This window comes from Butyrivibrio sp. FCS006 (assembly GCF_000424525.1).
GTDB lineage: Bacteria > Bacillota > Clostridia > Lachnospirales > Lachnospiraceae > Butyrivibrio.
In genome coordinates this window covers 783,837-799,963 of the sequence record NZ_KE384203.1, presented here as the reverse complement: position 1 = coordinate 799,963, position 16,127 = coordinate 783,837, and the positions used below count along the sequence as shown (strand labels likewise).

Sequence of the window (16,127 nt, the reverse complement as noted above, 5' to 3'; positions counted from 1 at the left end):
CAACCAACAAGCCCCTATACGTAGGCTTGTGATGCACTTATGACTCGTTAACAAGTTTCCCTGTCATATGCTCCGGTGTCAGCTCAAGGCACTGGACACGTGGCAGGGCATTTTTCAGCTCTTTTTGAAGATATTCTTCATCATCAGTGAACTTTCTGCATAGATGAGTGCAGATTTCTCTGGCCTTTTCAGAATCTTCTACAAGCTTCATGCGGCCGAAGATAACAACACTGTTGATGTTCAGCGCCCACTCGCCTTCTTTGCGATAGCCTTCATCATGCACGCAGTAGCTGACCTTGTCGCAGGCCTTGATGGCATCGAGCTTGTGCCCTTCCTTGGCACCATGGAAGTAGAGCTTTCCATCTTCCTCACAGTACCAGTGATCAAGCACAATTCCGTATGGATAGCCATCATCTCCAAGAACCGAGAGCACGCCCCTTGGCTCATTCTTCAGGATTTCTATACATTTCTCATCAGATATTTGCTGAGCAAATCTTCTCATTTTTCTGAACATAGTTTCCTCCTCATTTCAGTTCCAAAACTCAGATTTCATTTTACCATATCTACTTTGCTATAATAAGTTTAAAGCAAAAACCATAAATCAGGAGAAACATTCAATATGAGTGAAATCTGGGAAATCCTTCATAAACCCGAAACAGTAGTATTCTTCGACATCGACGGCACTCTGACCAGCTACAACTACGGCCGCCACCATGCTCATCACGAGCTGGATGGCACACCGGAGTTCCGCGCCGTGAACATATACGCTGACTGCAAGAGGCTCGAGCCCCTGTACAGCTACATCAAAGGTCACGATGTGGAAAGGCTCTTTTGCATATCAAGGGAACCCCACGGCCATGAAGCATGGAAGTCGGAGATGGTGGAACGCCTCTACGGGATCCCTGCCGACCATTGCTTCTACACCCTGGAAGCCGCCGAGAAGCCCCAGATCGTCATTAACAAGGTAAAAGAGCTTTTTCCGGGCATTTCACCTGAATCCGTAGTCCTCATGGACGACAACGATGACACCTTAGGAAAATACATGGCGCAGACTCCGTTCTGCACCGCTCACCCAATGATCTTCATGGAGCATCTAGATGATTAAATGATGCTAGAGTATCAATAAGTTTACTTTGTGTAGTATTCAAAAAGAAAGTCGAAATGGCTAGCCAAAAACTATTGCGGATATAATGGTCATATGATAATGTTTGTATATACAAACAAATGATAGGAGGAGATATGACTATTAGTGAAAGATTGTTCAAGTTAATGGAAGATAAGAATATATCGATACCTGAACTATCTCGAATGACAGGAATATCAAGACATACGATTTTTGACTGGCATAAGAAGAATACAAATCCTGGTGCTGATAAAATAATGATAATATGCGAGGCACTGCAAATATCACCAGTAGAACTTCTCATTGGAAAAGAAAATCTGGAAGTTACACAAGAAGATATCTCTTCAGGTGATATTGAGACGCAGATTATTAGTGAATTTAGGAAGCTATCAGATTCTAAGAAAAAACGACTACTGGCATATATAAGTATGCTAATGAATATGAAGGAGTAAGCTTTTTTTGTGGATAGGAATGTAGAAATAAGAACTAATGATGAGGGAAAGCAAATTGTAAGAATTAACGATATACGTTTCAAGGGAAAACGTGCTGTTAACTGGGATGATGTAAAAGAATATCTCAAAGGTTATGTCGGAGCCATGTACAAGATTTCTAATGGTGATGATTTAATATTTATAGGGGCAGATCTTCCAGATGAGTATACTGGTTCAAGATATACTTACAAGCTTATGGGGACTATTGCAAAAGCAAAGGCATATTAGAGATGCTAAGCTTGGCTGGTATCGTTATGATTCAAGATTCGAACTTCCGGTATTCAATGAGGACGGCAGTGTTGAGAGATATAATCTATTCAAAGCTACAATGCTGATTAGACATTCAGCTGATAATAAAATGTATCTATATGACATTTTGGACATAAAAAAAGAAACGAGCAACTCCTTCGACTCATTACGAGTTTACCGGACACAAAACCCATTCCTTTGACAAGAGAATAGCAAAAAGAATAGTGAAAGTCAATCGGAACATTTAAACTTGTACTGGTTTTGGTCCATGGGGATGGAGTTAGGAGACCATAATTAACACGACATAGACAGGAGCTACATGTTAATGCTAAGAAAAACATTATCAATTCTTATCATAATCGCTCTCACACTCAGCTGCGTGGCATGCGGAGGCACTGATAATCCGGTAAAAGACATTTCATCTGCGGAAACTGTCTCGCAACCCTCTGCAGAACCAGAAGCCCAGCCCGAAGCTGAATCTGCCCCAACAGAATCTACATCCGATAACAATTTTGAATCAACCACGACTACAAATCCCGACGCCAGCCTTGAAACTACCACTGCTTTCACCCTCGGCGACGAGCAGTTCGATGCCTACATCCCGCTCCTTGAGGGCAAGAGGATAGCTCTTTTCTCCAACCAGACAGGCATAGTGGGCGACAAAGACCAGCACATCCTCGATGCGCTGATAGAGCGAGACGTCAATGTCACGGCAATCTTTTCGCCTGAGCATGGCTTTCGCGGAACGGAAGATGCCGGCGAAGCAGTGAATGATTCAATTGATGAAAAGACCGGAGTCCCGATTCTCTCGCTCTACAGTAACGATACGCATTACCCATCCGAGGAGGACATGGGCACCTTCGACACCCTTGTCGTAGACATGCAGGACGTGGGCCTTCGCTACTATACCTACTACATTTCCATGTACTACCTGATGGACGCCTGCGCGTCGGCGGGCAAAGAAGTGATCATCCTGGATAGGCCCAATCCCAACGGCTTTTACGTGGACGGTCCGATTCTGCAGGATGAGTATAAATCAGGCGTTGGTCAGCTCCCGATTCCCATCGTCTACGGAATGACCTGGGGCGAGCTTGCGCAGATGATCAACGGCGAAGGCTGGCTAAATGCCGGGAAAGGCGCCTGCGACCTGACCGTGATCCCTTGCCTTAATTACACCCACGACATGAAGACAACGCTGGCTCGCAGACCATCGCCAAACCTTAAGGATATGCGCGCTGTCTACCTCTATGCTTCCACATGCTTTTTCGAGAACACCTACGTTTCGGTGGGACGAGGCACTGACACGCCATTCGAGATCTACGGAAGCCCATACCTTCCGCAGGAGAGCAATCCTTACACCTTCACGCCGCAGGACATGGACGGCGCAGACAATCCGCCCTTCGAGGGAGAAGTCTGCTACGGAAAAGACCTGACGGACATCCCTTTGGAAGACATCTGGGCAGCAGGCATTGACCTTAACTACATTATCGATGCCTACAATGATTTCCATGCTGCTAATCCAGACCTTGATTTCTTTGACAGCCCGACCAACAACGTCAAGAACTGGATCGACTACTTAAGCGGCTCCGATGACCTTCGCAAGCAGATCATCGCAGGCCATTCCGCCGAGGAGATCAAAGCCTCCTGGCAGTCTGACATCGAGGCCTTCAAAGCCCGGCGCGAGCCCTACATGCTCTATGAATAAAGTGAGCCCTAGGGACGGAGTCAGTGGCTCATTAATGAGCCACTGACTCCGTCCCCGGGGTTCATTTTTTGTTAAAATATACTTACATCAAAAAAGGAGGTACAGATAAGATGACTGACGGATCAAGATACATCCCATACGACGAGAGAACAGGTGCTGAGTCTGTTGTGTACTTTACAAGAGATTTGTCGGCAGCCGGCATCATGAAAGTGTTTGAGAAGGTGAACGGAAACATCACCGGAAAAGTTGCGATCAAGCTTCACACCGGCGAGCCCAAAGGTCCCAACATCACACCTCCGAGCTGGGTTAAAGAGGTAATGGAAAAAGAGCCGTGCCTCAAAGACGCCAGGATCGTGGAGACCAACACCTTCTATAAAGGCGACAGATACACCACTGAAGATCACAGGAAGACTTTGGCCATCAACGGCTGGGACTTCACAGAAGTAGATATCATGGACGCCGACGGAACCATAACCCTTCCCGTTAACGGCGGTAAGTGGTTTAAAGAGATGAGTCATGGCTCACATATGCTTGACTACGATTCAGTGTTTGTGCTCACCCACTTCAAAGGCCACACCATGGGCGGCTTTGGTGGAAGTAACAAGAATATTGGAATCGGATGCGCTGACGGACATGTCGGCAAGATGTGGATCCATGCCAAGAACGGCAACGACTGGGGCGTAAACGAAGAAGAACTCATGGAAAAGATCACTGAGTCCACAAAGGCCACCATCGACCACTTCGGCAAGAACATCACTTACGTAAACGTAATGAGAAACATGAGCGTTTCCTGCGACTGCGAAGGCGTGGACGCTGAGCCCGTTGTAACACCAAACGTAGGAATCCTTGCTTCAACCGATATTCTGGCAATCGATCAGGCCTGCATCGACCTGGTTTACGCCATGACAGAAGAAGAGCACAAAGCCCTCGTTGAGCGAATCGAGACAAGGCACGGCCATCGCCAGCTCTCTTACATGAAGGAACTTGGCATGGGCAACGACCGTTATAAACTCATAGACACCGACAACGGCGACGTAGAGATCACTCAGAAAGACGCAGTAAAAGACCTCAAGCCTTTCGTCAGGATCGACGCCAGAAAGTGAGACACCGGGGACGTTTCACTTTGACTCATTTTGAGACACCGGGGACGTTTCACTTTGACTCATAATTTATAATAGGTTCATTTTATCGGAAAAAGAGATTTTGCCAAATGGGTTGAATGTTGGTAAAAGACATTTTGAGCCTGATAGTACATAACAACAGGAGTTATATGGACTTCATGGTATGAGTTGATTTTTGAAATGCATAACAAAAATTGATATATGAAAAAATAGTTGGAAATTACAAAATCTTTTCATGGCCAAGAAATAAAAAATTTGATGTCTAGCGCCTTCCCTACATCACAACTACCGGCCTACGGGTGCCATGTGATGTAGTTTTTCGAAAACACTAATGCTTGACCACAAATCCCTTTTTGAAATTTCCAACTATTTTTTGCATAGAAGAGAGTTGTGGGGTGGTCGAAATCACGTTTCCAACCAACGTACAAATATAGCATCCATGTAATGTGGTTGTGAGACACCGGGGACGTTTCACATTGACTCATTGTGCGCAATGAGTCAAACTGTTACGTCCCCACTGACTCAGAAAATGGTCCCTAACCCTCGTCCCTAGGGACCCAAAATGAGCCACTGACTCCGTCCCTAGGGCTCAAAAACCCCGGATCATTTCTGACCCGGGGGCTAAATCTTTAATCACCTATATATCTCTGTATCAGCACTTCCAACCTTTCCCTCGTAAGCTTCGCACCGGTACTATACTCAATCATTGGCTGCATCGTTCCGCCTTCAAAATCAGCTCCGGCAGTCTTCATGGCAGCTTCCTTGTCCTTGATCCATTTCTGCTGCTCAGCCTTAAGGTTCGTCATGTTCTCCTCATCAAGCGTTCCGCTGAGGTAAGTCCACATCTGATTGATGAGCGAATCCCACAGATTAAATTCCTCATAAGCCAGCTGGTTGAGCGTAGCCTGATCGAGCAGAGCATTAGTCGACAGCTCATTGTCTATCTCGGCCTGCCTGTCCACAGCAGCATTGTAGCCCTCAAGAAGTGAATCCTTGGTAGGCGCGCTAGCCTCCGACGCGTTCATATACTCAGTCATCGCAGAGCTGTTGCCAGTCTCGGTACAGTTCTCAAGCGTAACTTCCCTATTAGAGAATGTATAGAACTTGTTGTCTTTGAATTCGCAATTCCTGAACGTAACCCTGTCGTACTCGCCAACCTCAACAAAGCTGGTAGTGTCGAAGCTCGTCGCATCATTCCCCGAGAACACGCAGTCCTCAAATGTAACATCATAAGCGCTGTCGCAGTCTATCATCGAAAGATCGCTGCTGTCCCTCATGACGCAGTTCTTGAAATTAAAAGTTCCTACATTATGAAGTGCAACCAGTCCGTAAGTGCACTCATAAATATCCGTGTCGGTCACATTTGCATCGTAGGTGTTGTAAGCCTCGATTCCGTAAGTTCCGCTGCCGTACAGATTGCACTTATCAACATTCAGATGGTCCACGCCCTCGAAGTACAGAACGCTTCCGCTGCAATAGCCGGGTTCCACGTGATGTCCGACAGTTAGGTTCCTCAGCGTAATGCCCTTACTGTTGTTAAAAGACATTACGGGGTCATAGGGTTCATCGATACAAAGCTCAACTTTGGCTCCGTCCTTAGCCTCGATGCACAAGCTGCTGACCTCCGAAATAACGTTCTTGGTCCCGTCCCAGCTCTCGCTGACGCGGAAGTTGTTGATGGCCTTTGACGCAACCTGTGAGAAGTCGTATTCCCCGGCCTCAAGCAGGATCTTTCGGTTGTTCTGAATGCTGTTCAAAAGATCTGCAGTATTGGAAACCGTAACCGTATCAAAGTACCTCAGGCTCTCCGGATCATCAAACAACGGTGAATCCTTGGGAAGATAGATGCTGGTGTAGGTGCTGTTTGACCAGTACTCAGGATCACTCTCGTCCTCATATCTGTACTGCTTCTCAACAACGAGCCTTCCTTCCTCATTCAAATAAAGTTTCAATTCCTGATCATCCGAGGAATCGTCAAACGGATCTGCCAATGTGAAGGTAAAAGAGCTGTCGTCTCCACTCTTCACCATAGGAATTCCGCAGTTCTTCTCGTAATAATCGTATTCGGTATAGTAATAATCGACAACGTACTGATCACCTTCGCTTCTGATAATCATCTCTGACGCAGGAGCCTCGCCGTCACAGTACATTAAAGAGGTGTCGTAAAAATCCCCATCAGAGTACTCAATGTGGCTGAGCTCACACATCAGCTGCCAGTGCCCCTCAATGCCGGAAGCAACCGCCTCGCCTGACTCTTCGCCACTACCGGAAGCGCCCTGGCCATCGCCTTTCTGACCATCGCCCTCCTGCCCCGAGCTCTCCTGAGCCTCCGCTCCTTCCTGCGCAGCGTCAGGCGCAGTATTTCCGCATGCTGCCAGAAGAGAAGTTCCAAGGCATATCGCCATGATGGTTGTAAGAAATTTCTTTTTCATATCGATTCCGCCTTTCTAAATACTTACAAATATCTTAACATATAATGACGATAAGAGTTGAGTCACCGGGGACGTTTCACTTTGACTCATTTTCCAAGGAGTCAATGGGGACGGTTCTCTTTGACTCCTTTTTTCATGTATGGGGAATTATGCGACGGAAAGTGCATCACAAGCCCCTATATAAGGTCGTGTTGGTTGGAGCTTGTTTTTGAAAAGCATCACAAAAATTCACCTATGAAAAATTAGTTGGAAATTACAAAAGTTTTTCAAGGGCCAAACTCAATAAAACTTCATGCCTAGCGCCTTCCCTGCATCACAACTACCGGCCTACGGGTGCCATGTGATGTAGTTTTGGGTAAACACTAATGCCAGACCACAAAACCTTTTTTGCAATTTCCAACTAATTTTGAAACAGAAGAAAAATGTGGGGTGGTCGAAATACCGTTTCCAACCATCGCACAGAGTATAAGCTTCTTGTTATGTACATCTGGCCATTATATCTGCCTGTGGTTATGCTAAAATTATAATGCACAATACCTAAGATGAAGGAGACAGGCAATGAGCAAAGCCCTCGTAATCCCCGACATACACCTCAAACCCTGGATTTTCAGTCAGGCCATCGATATCATGGAGACCACCGATTGTGATAACGCAGTATTCGTGGGCGACCTTGTCGATGACTGGGGCTGTCAGTACAATCTTGAACTTTATGAAGAAACACTGGATGCAGCAATAGACTTTGCCCGTAGATATCCTGACTCTTATTGGTGCTATGGAAACCACGATCTATCGTACCTTTGGAGCCAGTACGATCACCCGGGCTACTCGATAGTTGCTGCGGACCTGGTATGCGACAAGCTTGAGGAACTCCGCGATACATTAAGCGCGCCGGAGAATTACGGCATTATCCATAGGCTGGACAACACGTTGTTCAGTCACGCCGGCCTCACAAGGGAATTTGTAGAGGCGCAGCTCTATAACATGATGGATGACATCGACTGTATGATTGGTATAATTAACGAATATGGCTATGATGAGTTGTGGGAAGATAACTCACCCATCTGGGGTCGTCCCCAGTATGGAACTCTCGCAAAGGGCATGTTCCCTGATGGCTTGTTTCAGGTCGTGGGTCACACTCCGGTAAAAGAGATTTTCGTTCAGCCAAACCTTATCACTGTAGATACATTCTCCACCACAAGCAGTGGGCTTCCGATCGGGAATCAGGAACTTTGCTGGGTTGATACAGTCGCTAAGACCTGGGGATATATTGGTTGATGAAACTCATATTTAGGAGCAAAAGACATTATGGACCATTTTTACTTCATCAGACATGGCGAAACAGTATGGAACGTTGAAAACAAAATATGCGGAGCCACAGACATAGAGCTGACAGCCAAAGGCCATGAGCAGGCCATAGAGACCGGCAAGAAGATCCTCTCTGAAGGCATAAAAGCAGATAAAATATTGTCATCGCCTTTAGTAAGAGCATCTGAGACGGCAAGACACATTTCGGAAATCACAGGCATTCCTATGGAGATAGAGCCAAGGCTCAAGGAGCAGAACTTTGGAATATGGGAATCAACCCCAAGGGATGGAGCAGAGTTTCATGAAGCCAAGAAAGACATGGCAAGCCGATTTGGAACAGGCGAGTCCATGCTTCAATTGGCCCAGAGAATTTACAACCTGCTTGATGATATCAGAAACGGCGATGAAGTTGTCATTCTTGTCGCACATAACGGAATCACAAGAATGGTTGAGTCATACTTCAGAGAAATGGACAACGAGGAGTTTTCCTCCTGTGGAATTAAGAATTGTGAGATCAAGAGATATGATTTTACCTAAACTTACAAGTATATAATATAGTGCCCAAACCCACTCCCTCTGCAGCTTTGATTACACTTTTTTAAGAATTGTTTATGCCCATTTAAGAATATATTGTATATAATGACATTGAGAATACTAGATGTTGTGGTTGATGTTTGTTTATACAAGGAGGTAGCATATGAACATTGATCTGGTATCCGCAAAAAGAGACATGCGCCGCGCCGTTAGCGGCATTTCACCATCAGGAACTGACATGGAAAGGAAATACAACGGAAGCACCATAATCTCATCCATCTCGTTTTCATCAATGCTCGAGAATGCTCTGAGACAGGAGCTTTCAAAAGATACCGGCAAGTAATTGCCGGCTATTTTTTTGAGTCACTGGGGACGTTTCACATTGACTCATTATGAGTCACCGGGGACGTTTCACATTGACTCATTATGAGTCACCGGGGACGTTTCACATTGACTCATTTTTTAGTGGGCATAAGAAAGAGCCAGTAACCCTATATAGGATTGACAACTTCAAAGTAAATGGAGGATTATGATAGAGAAACTCAATAGTCTCTGATCGAAAGAGAAAAGGTAATAAACAATGAGTAAATTAAAACTATGCCTCAGGCACATATCCGAAGTCTTTTTGTACGAGTACTATTGCCTGGGAGATGATGAATACGAATTAACGGATGTGGACACCCTCACACCTCACAAGGAGAGGGCAAAAGAGCTAATGCTCGCCGGCAATTATTCGAAGTCGCAGAAGGAGTGGCTCGACGCACACTTTGAGAATCCGGTAGACATGGAATCAATCCTGGGGATCATCCTCTGCTGCAAGCAGCTGGGCGACACCGAGGGCGAGTATTCCTACACCACGGAGTCATATAACTACTGCTGCACCAGAGCGGAGCTGGCAGCATATTACAGGAACCTGGGCTGGTATTATCTTGAGAGATACAATCCCGAGCTCTCCGCCGCCTGCTACCTCTACAGCAAGTATTTCGAGGAATCCCAGCAAGCCGATGCAGAGCTTGAGTTTCTCGAGAAGGCCATTGGCAAGAAGGTTTCGGCAAAAGACCTTTCTCAGATCCAAAACATACTGAAGGAAAACAACATTCCCACCGAAGCTAATCCGATAACCCTGGCTCTTCTCTACAAGGCAGCAGAGGAAGCACAGGAAGCAGGGGACAAAGCCCAGGCACTGGATTGCTACCGGATGGTATACGACCTCACTGAAGATGAAGAGGTCGGGAGGAGAATTAGTTGTTTGAGCTAAAGCATAGCCGGCAAGTACTTGCCGGCTATTTTTTGCTTCGTTTAAGCTGGGCTTTAGTTCCTGGCGCCATCTTAAAGATGCTCTTGCTTGTCGGATTAATGTTAATATATATATCAATAAAGCAAATGAAATGACGATAAAATAAGTAGGGACATATTTGTTTTCATCATGAAGTGGAGGAAATTCATGAAAAGGAAGTATGGTCTATGTAGTCTGATGCTGATATTGACTATTTTGACAGTCAACATAAGGGCTGTCACTGCTTATGCAGCGCCTCTAAATGAGAAGGATTCCACAAAAGCCATCGATGCTATTTCTGAGAGTGAGTTTGGAGGGAAGGAAGTAAAAGATGATTACCTTCAGGCTATTTCAGACAGTAATGCTGTTTACATCAGCTCTTTTACCATAACAGATCTGGAAGAACCTGTTAATGGTGAACTGTTGGACAAGAGGGCAACGGTGCTTACAAGTGCGGGATTTAGCTGGGAGATTCCGGTAATCTGGGTTAATAAGTATGGTGATCCTGTAGATTTAGGGATAGTTCTTGATGGAGTTGTGATTTGCTATCCGGTAATATGCTTCTATCTTCCAAAGGGCTATTATATCCTCCACAATGACAGTGCTACTTATGACATAGACATGCCATCCTTTTTCTGTGATCTTGTTGATATAAATGGGCTAACCACTGTTTCAAACACAGAAGATAAGGTGACTTATCTTTTTGCTATGCCTATGGATGATTTCAGGGTTCGTGACATAGTGATCGAACCGGAATCAAGTGGAACGGAGCAGGTGACTCCTGAGCCTACACAGTCTTCGCCTGCTATATCGCCTTCGGGAGGCGGAGGAGAGGAACCAAAGCCGGCACCATATCTGGAGGATGACCCAACGCCGGAACCGGCACCCTCACCGGAACCTCAGCCACAACCTGAACCGGATATCGAGGAAAAGACACGGATTGTGACAACGCACTGCGATTCCAGTGTTGTGACAAGATACGGGGTTGAAAATTTGTACAACCTGATTGCTCTGGTAAAAAAAGTTATACATCCGGAGGCAATGACTTATCTTGTTGATCATTTTCCTACATTCACAAGTGCTTATAGAGAAGAGGGGCTGAGCGAACAGGAAGGACTTCATATTATTTATACTGCAACATCAGATGCATTGAGTTATGTGACTTCGGGGAATGATATATCTGCAGCAACCGGCACACAGGATCTGGAATTCCATCACAGATTAACTCTTAATTCCTGCTATCTGTTTTCTTCTGATACCGATCCGGAGTCAGGAGAAACAGCGTACACACTTGATACAGAAGCGGTAAGAAAAGCACTGGATAACAGAATGATCTATGCAGAGATGCAGTCTGTTCTCAATGATTCCTTAAGGGCCGGGATGAGCGGTAGCCATTATGATGCACAGGATGATAGTGTTACGAAGAGTAATTATTCTTCTGTTAAATATCCTGACTGGTTTGGTGCAGCGCTGGGAGCATCGGTGATGAATCCCTACCAGATGTTCAATGAAGCTTTTCATGAAAATTTTAATTATGATGAAGAGACGGGAACATATTCTGCATCAGGAATAGTGAGTGACAATACTGTTAAGCTTATATCATCATCCAATAATATGTATCCAGATGTGGAGGCCATGAAGCCTGCATATACCAGTAATTATCTGGCTTGTGTTTATCTTGGGCACCTCGCTGCCTTAAAATATAATGGACAATCAGCTATTTCAACTGATTCAGGGGGAAACGTAACAAATGTCGACAGTGCGATCATTCGGGGTGGAGTTGATAAGCTTTTGGAAAAACTTAACTCAGGAATGACGCTTGATGAAGTAATATCTGAAATATCTACAGATGATTCGCAAGCTACGCTATATTCAGACACTCAGGATTTTTCGGATAAGTTTTTGCTGGACAATAATGCTCCGTCAACTGAATTCTGCACGGCCTTTTTGAATTATCTTGAGAGTAAGTGCTCGGATACAGGCACTGTGAATGGTTCCATTCTACAGGATTTTTCGTCAACAGTTACATCTCCTCTGGATGAGAGCCTTTTGGCAGATCCGGTTACAGCTTTTGCTATATCAGACTCTAAAGAATGGGTTGCGTCTTCTGTCAATGAAGAAGATGCGTATACCGGCGGAGGGAAGTCAGCGCCGGGTACGATAAATGATAATTCCGCAGCAAATAACCTTTCAACTATGATGTTGGCAGCACCGGCAGTTCTTGCTCCTGAAAATGAATCGGAATGCGAGGAAGACCCGGAAACTGAAAGTGTTTTGGAATCCGAGGGTGTTGCGGAAACAGCGGAAACAGAAGCCAGTGAGATTAATGAAGATGAATGTAACAATTCGGCTATAGAGGAATATGCTGAAGAAAATGTCCTCATCCCGTCTATAATGATCAATAATGACAATCAGGACGGACAGGAAAATGATTCGGGAGATGACTCGGAAAGTGTGGAGTTTGACGCACTTCCTGCAGAAACATCATCTGATGATGAATTGTCATCTGATGACTCAGTTGAACCCGATGAAACAGGTACATGATAAACAATTGGGAATAATCAAAATCCCCAAAGGCACTTGCTGCCTGAGGGGATTTTTTTGACTATAGTATTTATCTAATTTTGTAATCATGTGTCCAAAGATATATCATTCCAATCCTCTTCCTCAGAAACAAGCCACTCCAGGCCTCGTCTACGCTCGGCCACAACCTCGCCGTTGATCTTCGGAAGCTTTTTAAGATTTAACCTGGCATCTTCGGTCGTCCAGTGATATCTGTAAAAGAGATCCAGCATATCCAGAATTTCTTCTATGCCCCGCATGTTGACCTTTGCCTTGAACTCATCGTAATCCTTGCATTCGCGAATTATCCTGATAGCCTTCATATAGTCCATCACATCGACCGGTACTTTGAATTCGTCATCGCCAATAATGCCAAGCGCCCACAGCAAAGCCCACAACGTCTCATACTTCCAGGTGATATTGCACAGGCTCTGTTTCGTGTAGGTCCCGTTCCACAGCTCTTTTTCTTCCTTGTTCAGATAGTCCTCAACTCCGAAGCGTTGAAATTCCTCAGTGAAATAGGATTTTGATTTCTCAAACTCATTATTCAGAGCGTCATGAGCCACCTGAATGATAAGCAAAGTCGATATGGCTTTCTTGCAGATTACATCTACATCCTTAAGCTCTACCTCAGAAGCATCCTCTATGAAAGGCAGACTCTCCAGATATTCTATTCCCTGCTCCTTCAAAAATTCGATACTCTCTCTTTTTCTTTGTTCTGCAGACTTACAGCCACGCTGATCATTATTGGCACTCTTTGATCTTAATTTTTTGATGAAATCGAACAGTCCCATGAGCATTCTCCTTTCAAACAAAAGGCCATGTTTTTATTTTAGTATGTTCGTCTTTTGAATACAATTGCGTGCGGCTTTTTTTGCAAATACATTGCGTATAGATGTAAAAGTGTGGTAATATTAGTTTGCGCACTATGGTATATATCATTAATCATTACCTTGCGTATTATTGATGGAGAGTGAACTATGGAAATTAAAAGAAATATCTATTATAAGATAGCTGAGTGGAAGAAAGAAACAAAGGGGACGAAGGCATTACTGATTGAAGGAGCCAGACGAATCGGAAAATCAACGGTTGCCGAAGAATTTGCTCAGAATGAGTACAAGTCCTACATCTTGATTGATTTTAATAAGGCTAAGAAAAAGATAAAAGATGCCTTTGAATTCCTTGATGATCTGGATGTTTTCTTTCAAACACTGACACTTGAATATAACACAAGGCTTTACCCCAGAGAGTCTCTGATAATATTTGACGAAATACAGAAATTTCCGAAGGCAAGGGAGGCAATTAAATATCTTGTCGCTGACGGAAGATATGACTACATCGAGACGGGTTCGCTGATATCAATTAAAGAGAACGTAGAGAACATAACAATTCCATCAGAAGAACGGAAAATGCAAATGTATCCGGTAAATTTTGAGGAATTCATGGTATACATGGGCGAAGAAATACTTCTTGAACATATAAGGGAATGCTTTGAGAAAAGTCAGCCTCTTGATAGGCAGATGCATAATAAGGCTATGCGTCTATTTATGGAGTATATGCTTGTTGGCGGAATGCCTCAGGCAATAGTCGCATATAAGAAAAATGGAAGGGATTTCCATGCTGCCGATGTAGAAAAGAGGGACATTCTTGCACTCTATGAAGATGACATCAAAAAGGCAGCCAAGAAATATAAATCAAAGGTCTCAGCTATTTTTGATAATATTCCGGGCTTTTTGTCAACGCATGAAAAAAGGGTTGTTTTAAGTGAAGTGGATAGTAATAATGGAACCTTTGATCGCTATGATGAGCCCTTGTTCTGGCTTGGCGATTCCATGATATGTAATCTTTGCTACAAATGTAATGATCCGAACGTTGGTCTGGCATTAAATAAAAATGAATCATATGTAAAATGTTACATGGGAGATACAGGATTATTGGTCAGCCATGCATTCAGTGAGAATGAAATCATGGATGAACAGCTGTATAAGCAGATAATGGATGGTAAACTGTCACTTAATCAGGGAATGCTCTATGAGAATATGATAGCGCAGATGATTACAGCATCAGGTCGTAAGCTTTTCTTTTACACAAGATATAGCGAGGAAAAGCATAGGAATGATATTGAGATAGATTTCATCATTTCGAACGAGAGCAAGACAAAGTTTAAAATCAGCCCTATAGAAGTAAAATCATCAAAAAATTACACTACATCATCACTTGGAACATTCAAAGAACTCTTTAAGAAAAGAATAGATAAGCAGATAATAGTGCATCCTAAGGGATATTCAGAAGCGGATGAAGTCATAAAGATACCTCCATATATGATGCACCTAATATGAACTACCTCAAAGACAGGAAGGGAAAAATATGAAATTCAATGACTCATGTGCCAAGTGCATGTACGACAGGCAATGCCTGAAAACAGACAACAAAGAATATCTGGCCGAAATAAAGCGTCTTCTCGACAACAGGCCGGATGACATAACCAGCCCTCAGTTAGTTGCAGCATTCAACCGGCTTCACGAGAAGTACATCGGTCCTCTCCCAAGTTTCAAGGACGTAAAAAAGCAGTACAACGACCTGGTGCTTTCAATGGAAGACGATCTGAGGGATAAGCTCAGAAAAAGCGCTGATCCCCTCGCCACATCCCTGGTTATGTCCAGAATCGGCAATTACATTGACTTTGCTGCATTAAATGAAGTTAATGTTGATACTTTTCTTTCGCTTTTTGGTGATATAGAGATGCGAGAAGGTACAGATGAATGGATATCAAAAGTTCTACTGGAAGGAAGAAATAAGGAATATATTATTGTCCGTGAAGTATGGTTGGGTACAATAAAAAAGTTAAAACCTTTTGGAACACACTATGATGCATATTTGAGAAAGCATACCACAATGGGGGCATTGCTTGAAAAATACACTATATTTGGGGTATGGGATCTCGGGTTATGTTGGCCTGAATATGAGTGCAATGGTAGGTGGTCTTTGATTGGTTTGTCACATCATAAGGATGATTCAGAATCTGTGAGATTTTCAATATTTCACAGAAATGTTTTTATAGACGACAGTTATTCAGAATTATATATGGAATATCTTGGAATGATTGAACGGTTCCTTGAGGACGGAATAGAACCGATTAGTAGTTATAGACAGTTCGACTTCTTTACTGTTAAGAAACTAGATTTAAGGGATAGATATATTCCTTTAATGCATGAAGTGGCTTATAGCAAGTGAATTGGGGATTGGATTTTTGAATGCATGTGAGTGGGAGCTTCCACTGTGTTACGACGGGGTACATCTTACAGAGGAAGCCCATTTGTCTTTTGCCA

At 44.0% G+C, this 16,127-nt stretch carries 15 protein-coding genes; 12 read left to right on the top strand and 3 right to left on the bottom strand.

The genetic code is table 11. From position 1 onward, the window contains the following. Positions 1 to 37: 37 nt before the first annotated feature. Positions 38 to 514, bottom strand: a complete 477-nt coding sequence (locus G633_RS0110940) for a pyridoxamine 5'-phosphate oxidase family protein (protein ID WP_026519947.1) — start codon at positions 512 to 514, stop codon at positions 38 to 40. Positions 515 to 619: 105 nt separating this feature from the next. Here G633_RS0110940 and G633_RS0110935 point away from each other — a divergent pair, with 105 nt between their 5' ends. The 5 genes from G633_RS0110935 (at position 620) to G633_RS0110915 (ending at position 4,671) form a co-directional block, all read left to right on the top strand. Next, entirely contained in the window at positions 620 to 1,105 is a 486-nt protein-coding gene (locus G633_RS0110935; RefSeq protein ID WP_026519946.1) for a hypothetical protein, read from the top strand. Positions 1,106 to 1,239: 134 nt separating this feature from the next. After that, a complete protein-coding gene (locus G633_RS20275) occupies positions 1,240 to 1,575 on the top strand; it encodes a helix-turn-helix domain-containing protein (protein WP_026512635.1) in 336 nt (111 codons plus the stop codon). A 9-nt stretch (positions 1,576 to 1,584) separates the two neighbouring features. Continuing rightward, positions 1,585 to 1,842, top strand: coding sequence for a hypothetical protein (locus G633_RS20410; RefSeq protein ID WP_330363353.1), 258 nt, complete (start codon positions 1,585 to 1,587; stop codon positions 1,840 to 1,842). Between the two features lie 346 nt (positions 1,843 to 2,188). Next, on the top strand, positions 2,189 to 3,568 hold the full coding sequence (locus G633_RS18170; protein ID WP_081664755.1) for an exo-beta-N-acetylmuramidase NamZ family protein: 1,380 nt from the start codon (positions 2,189 to 2,191) through the stop codon (positions 3,566 to 3,568). Positions 3,569 to 3,678: 110 nt separating this feature from the next. After that, positions 3,679 to 4,671: a DUF362 domain-containing protein gene (locus tag G633_RS0110915; protein WP_026519945.1), complete on the top strand. Its 993-nt coding sequence runs from the start codon at positions 3,679 to 3,681 to the stop codon at positions 4,669 to 4,671. 647 nt (positions 4,672 to 5,318) lie between these two features. On the opposite strand, the gene G633_RS0110910 is transcribed toward G633_RS0110915, so the two are convergent. Further along, a complete protein-coding gene (locus G633_RS0110910) occupies positions 5,319 to 7,121 on the bottom strand; it encodes a right-handed parallel beta-helix repeat-containing protein (protein ID WP_026519944.1) in 1,803 nt (600 codons plus the stop codon). 558 nt (positions 7,122 to 7,679) lie between these two features. Between G633_RS0110910 and G633_RS0110905 the strand changes: the two genes are divergently transcribed. From G633_RS0110905 to G633_RS0110880, 5 genes are all read left to right on the top strand, one after another. Beyond that, complete coding sequence (locus G633_RS0110905) at positions 7,680 to 8,396, top strand: metallophosphoesterase (RefSeq protein ID WP_026519943.1); 717 nt, start codon at positions 7,680 to 7,682, stop codon at positions 8,394 to 8,396. Positions 8,397 to 8,426: 30 nt separating this feature from the next. Beyond that, positions 8,427 to 8,963: a histidine phosphatase family protein gene (locus tag G633_RS0110900; RefSeq protein WP_022770403.1), complete on the top strand. Its 537-nt coding sequence runs from the start codon at positions 8,427 to 8,429 to the stop codon at positions 8,961 to 8,963. A 160-nt stretch (positions 8,964 to 9,123) separates the two neighbouring features. Further along, the gene (locus tag G633_RS0110895; RefSeq protein ID WP_026519942.1) at positions 9,124 to 9,303 is read left to right on the top strand and encodes a hypothetical protein; all 180 of its coding nucleotides are present in this window, start codon (positions 9,124 to 9,126) and stop codon (positions 9,301 to 9,303) included. Between the two features lie 237 nt (positions 9,304 to 9,540). Then, positions 9,541 to 10,218: a hypothetical protein gene (locus tag G633_RS0110890; protein ID WP_155834943.1), complete on the top strand. Its 678-nt coding sequence runs from the start codon at positions 9,541 to 9,543 to the stop codon at positions 10,216 to 10,218. A 186-nt stretch (positions 10,219 to 10,404) separates the two neighbouring features. Then, positions 10,405 to 12,780, top strand: a complete 2,376-nt coding sequence (locus G633_RS0110880) for a hypothetical protein (protein WP_026519940.1) — start codon at positions 10,405 to 10,407, stop codon at positions 12,778 to 12,780. Between the two features lie 86 nt (positions 12,781 to 12,866). Here the strand turns inward: G633_RS0110880 and G633_RS0110875 are convergent, their stop codons facing one another. After that, the gene (locus G633_RS0110875; RefSeq protein WP_051200121.1) at positions 12,867 to 13,592 is read right to left on the bottom strand and encodes a DUF4272 domain-containing protein; all 726 of its coding nucleotides are present in this window, start codon (positions 13,590 to 13,592) and stop codon (positions 12,867 to 12,869) included. Positions 13,593 to 13,778: 186 nt separating this feature from the next. On the opposite strand from G633_RS0110875, the gene G633_RS0110870 reads away from it, so the two are divergent. Next, complete coding sequence (locus tag G633_RS0110870; protein WP_026519938.1) at positions 13,779 to 15,137, top strand: ATP-binding protein; 1,359 nt, start codon at positions 13,779 to 13,781, stop codon at positions 15,135 to 15,137. A gap of 28 nt (positions 15,138 to 15,165) precedes the next feature. After that, complete coding sequence (locus G633_RS0110865) at positions 15,166 to 16,032, top strand: ARMT1-like domain-containing protein (protein ID WP_026519937.1); 867 nt, start codon at positions 15,166 to 15,168, stop codon at positions 16,030 to 16,032. Positions 16,033 to 16,127 lie beyond the last annotated feature (95 nt).

Coding starts and splice junctions, on each gene's coding strand:
- G633_RS0110940 (WP_026519947.1), bottom strand. CDS start 514: ATGTTCAGAAAAATGAGAAGATTTGCTCAGCAAATATCTGATGAGAAA.
- G633_RS0110935 (WP_026519946.1), top strand. CDS start 620: ATGAGTGAAATCTGGGAAATCCTTCATAAACCCGAAACAGTAGTATTC.
- G633_RS20275 (WP_026512635.1), top strand. CDS start 1,240: ATGACTATTAGTGAAAGATTGTTCAAGTTAATGGAAGATAAGAATATA.
- G633_RS18170 (WP_081664755.1), top strand. CDS start 2,189: ATGCTAAGAAAAACATTATCAATTCTTATCATAATCGCTCTCACACTC.
- G633_RS0110915 (WP_026519945.1), top strand. CDS start 3,679: ATGACTGACGGATCAAGATACATCCCATACGACGAGAGAACAGGTGCT.
- G633_RS0110910 (WP_026519944.1), bottom strand. CDS start 7,121: ATGAAAAAGAAATTTCTTACAACCATCATGGCGATATGCCTTGGAACT.
- G633_RS0110905 (WP_026519943.1), top strand. CDS start 7,680: ATGAGCAAAGCCCTCGTAATCCCCGACATACACCTCAAACCCTGGATT.
- G633_RS0110900 (WP_022770403.1), top strand. CDS start 8,427: ATGGACCATTTTTACTTCATCAGACATGGCGAAACAGTATGGAACGTT.
- G633_RS0110895 (WP_026519942.1), top strand. CDS start 9,124: ATGAACATTGATCTGGTATCCGCAAAAAGAGACATGCGCCGCGCCGTT.
- G633_RS0110890 (WP_155834943.1), top strand. CDS start 9,541: ATGAGTAAATTAAAACTATGCCTCAGGCACATATCCGAAGTCTTTTTG.
- G633_RS0110880 (WP_026519940.1), top strand. CDS start 10,405: ATGAAAAGGAAGTATGGTCTATGTAGTCTGATGCTGATATTGACTATT.
- G633_RS0110875 (WP_051200121.1), bottom strand. CDS start 13,592: ATGGGACTGTTCGATTTCATCAAAAAATTAAGATCAAAGAGTGCCAAT.
- G633_RS0110870 (WP_026519938.1), top strand. CDS start 13,779: ATGGAAATTAAAAGAAATATCTATTATAAGATAGCTGAGTGGAAGAAA.
- G633_RS0110865 (WP_026519937.1), top strand. CDS start 15,166: ATGAAATTCAATGACTCATGTGCCAAGTGCATGTACGACAGGCAATGC.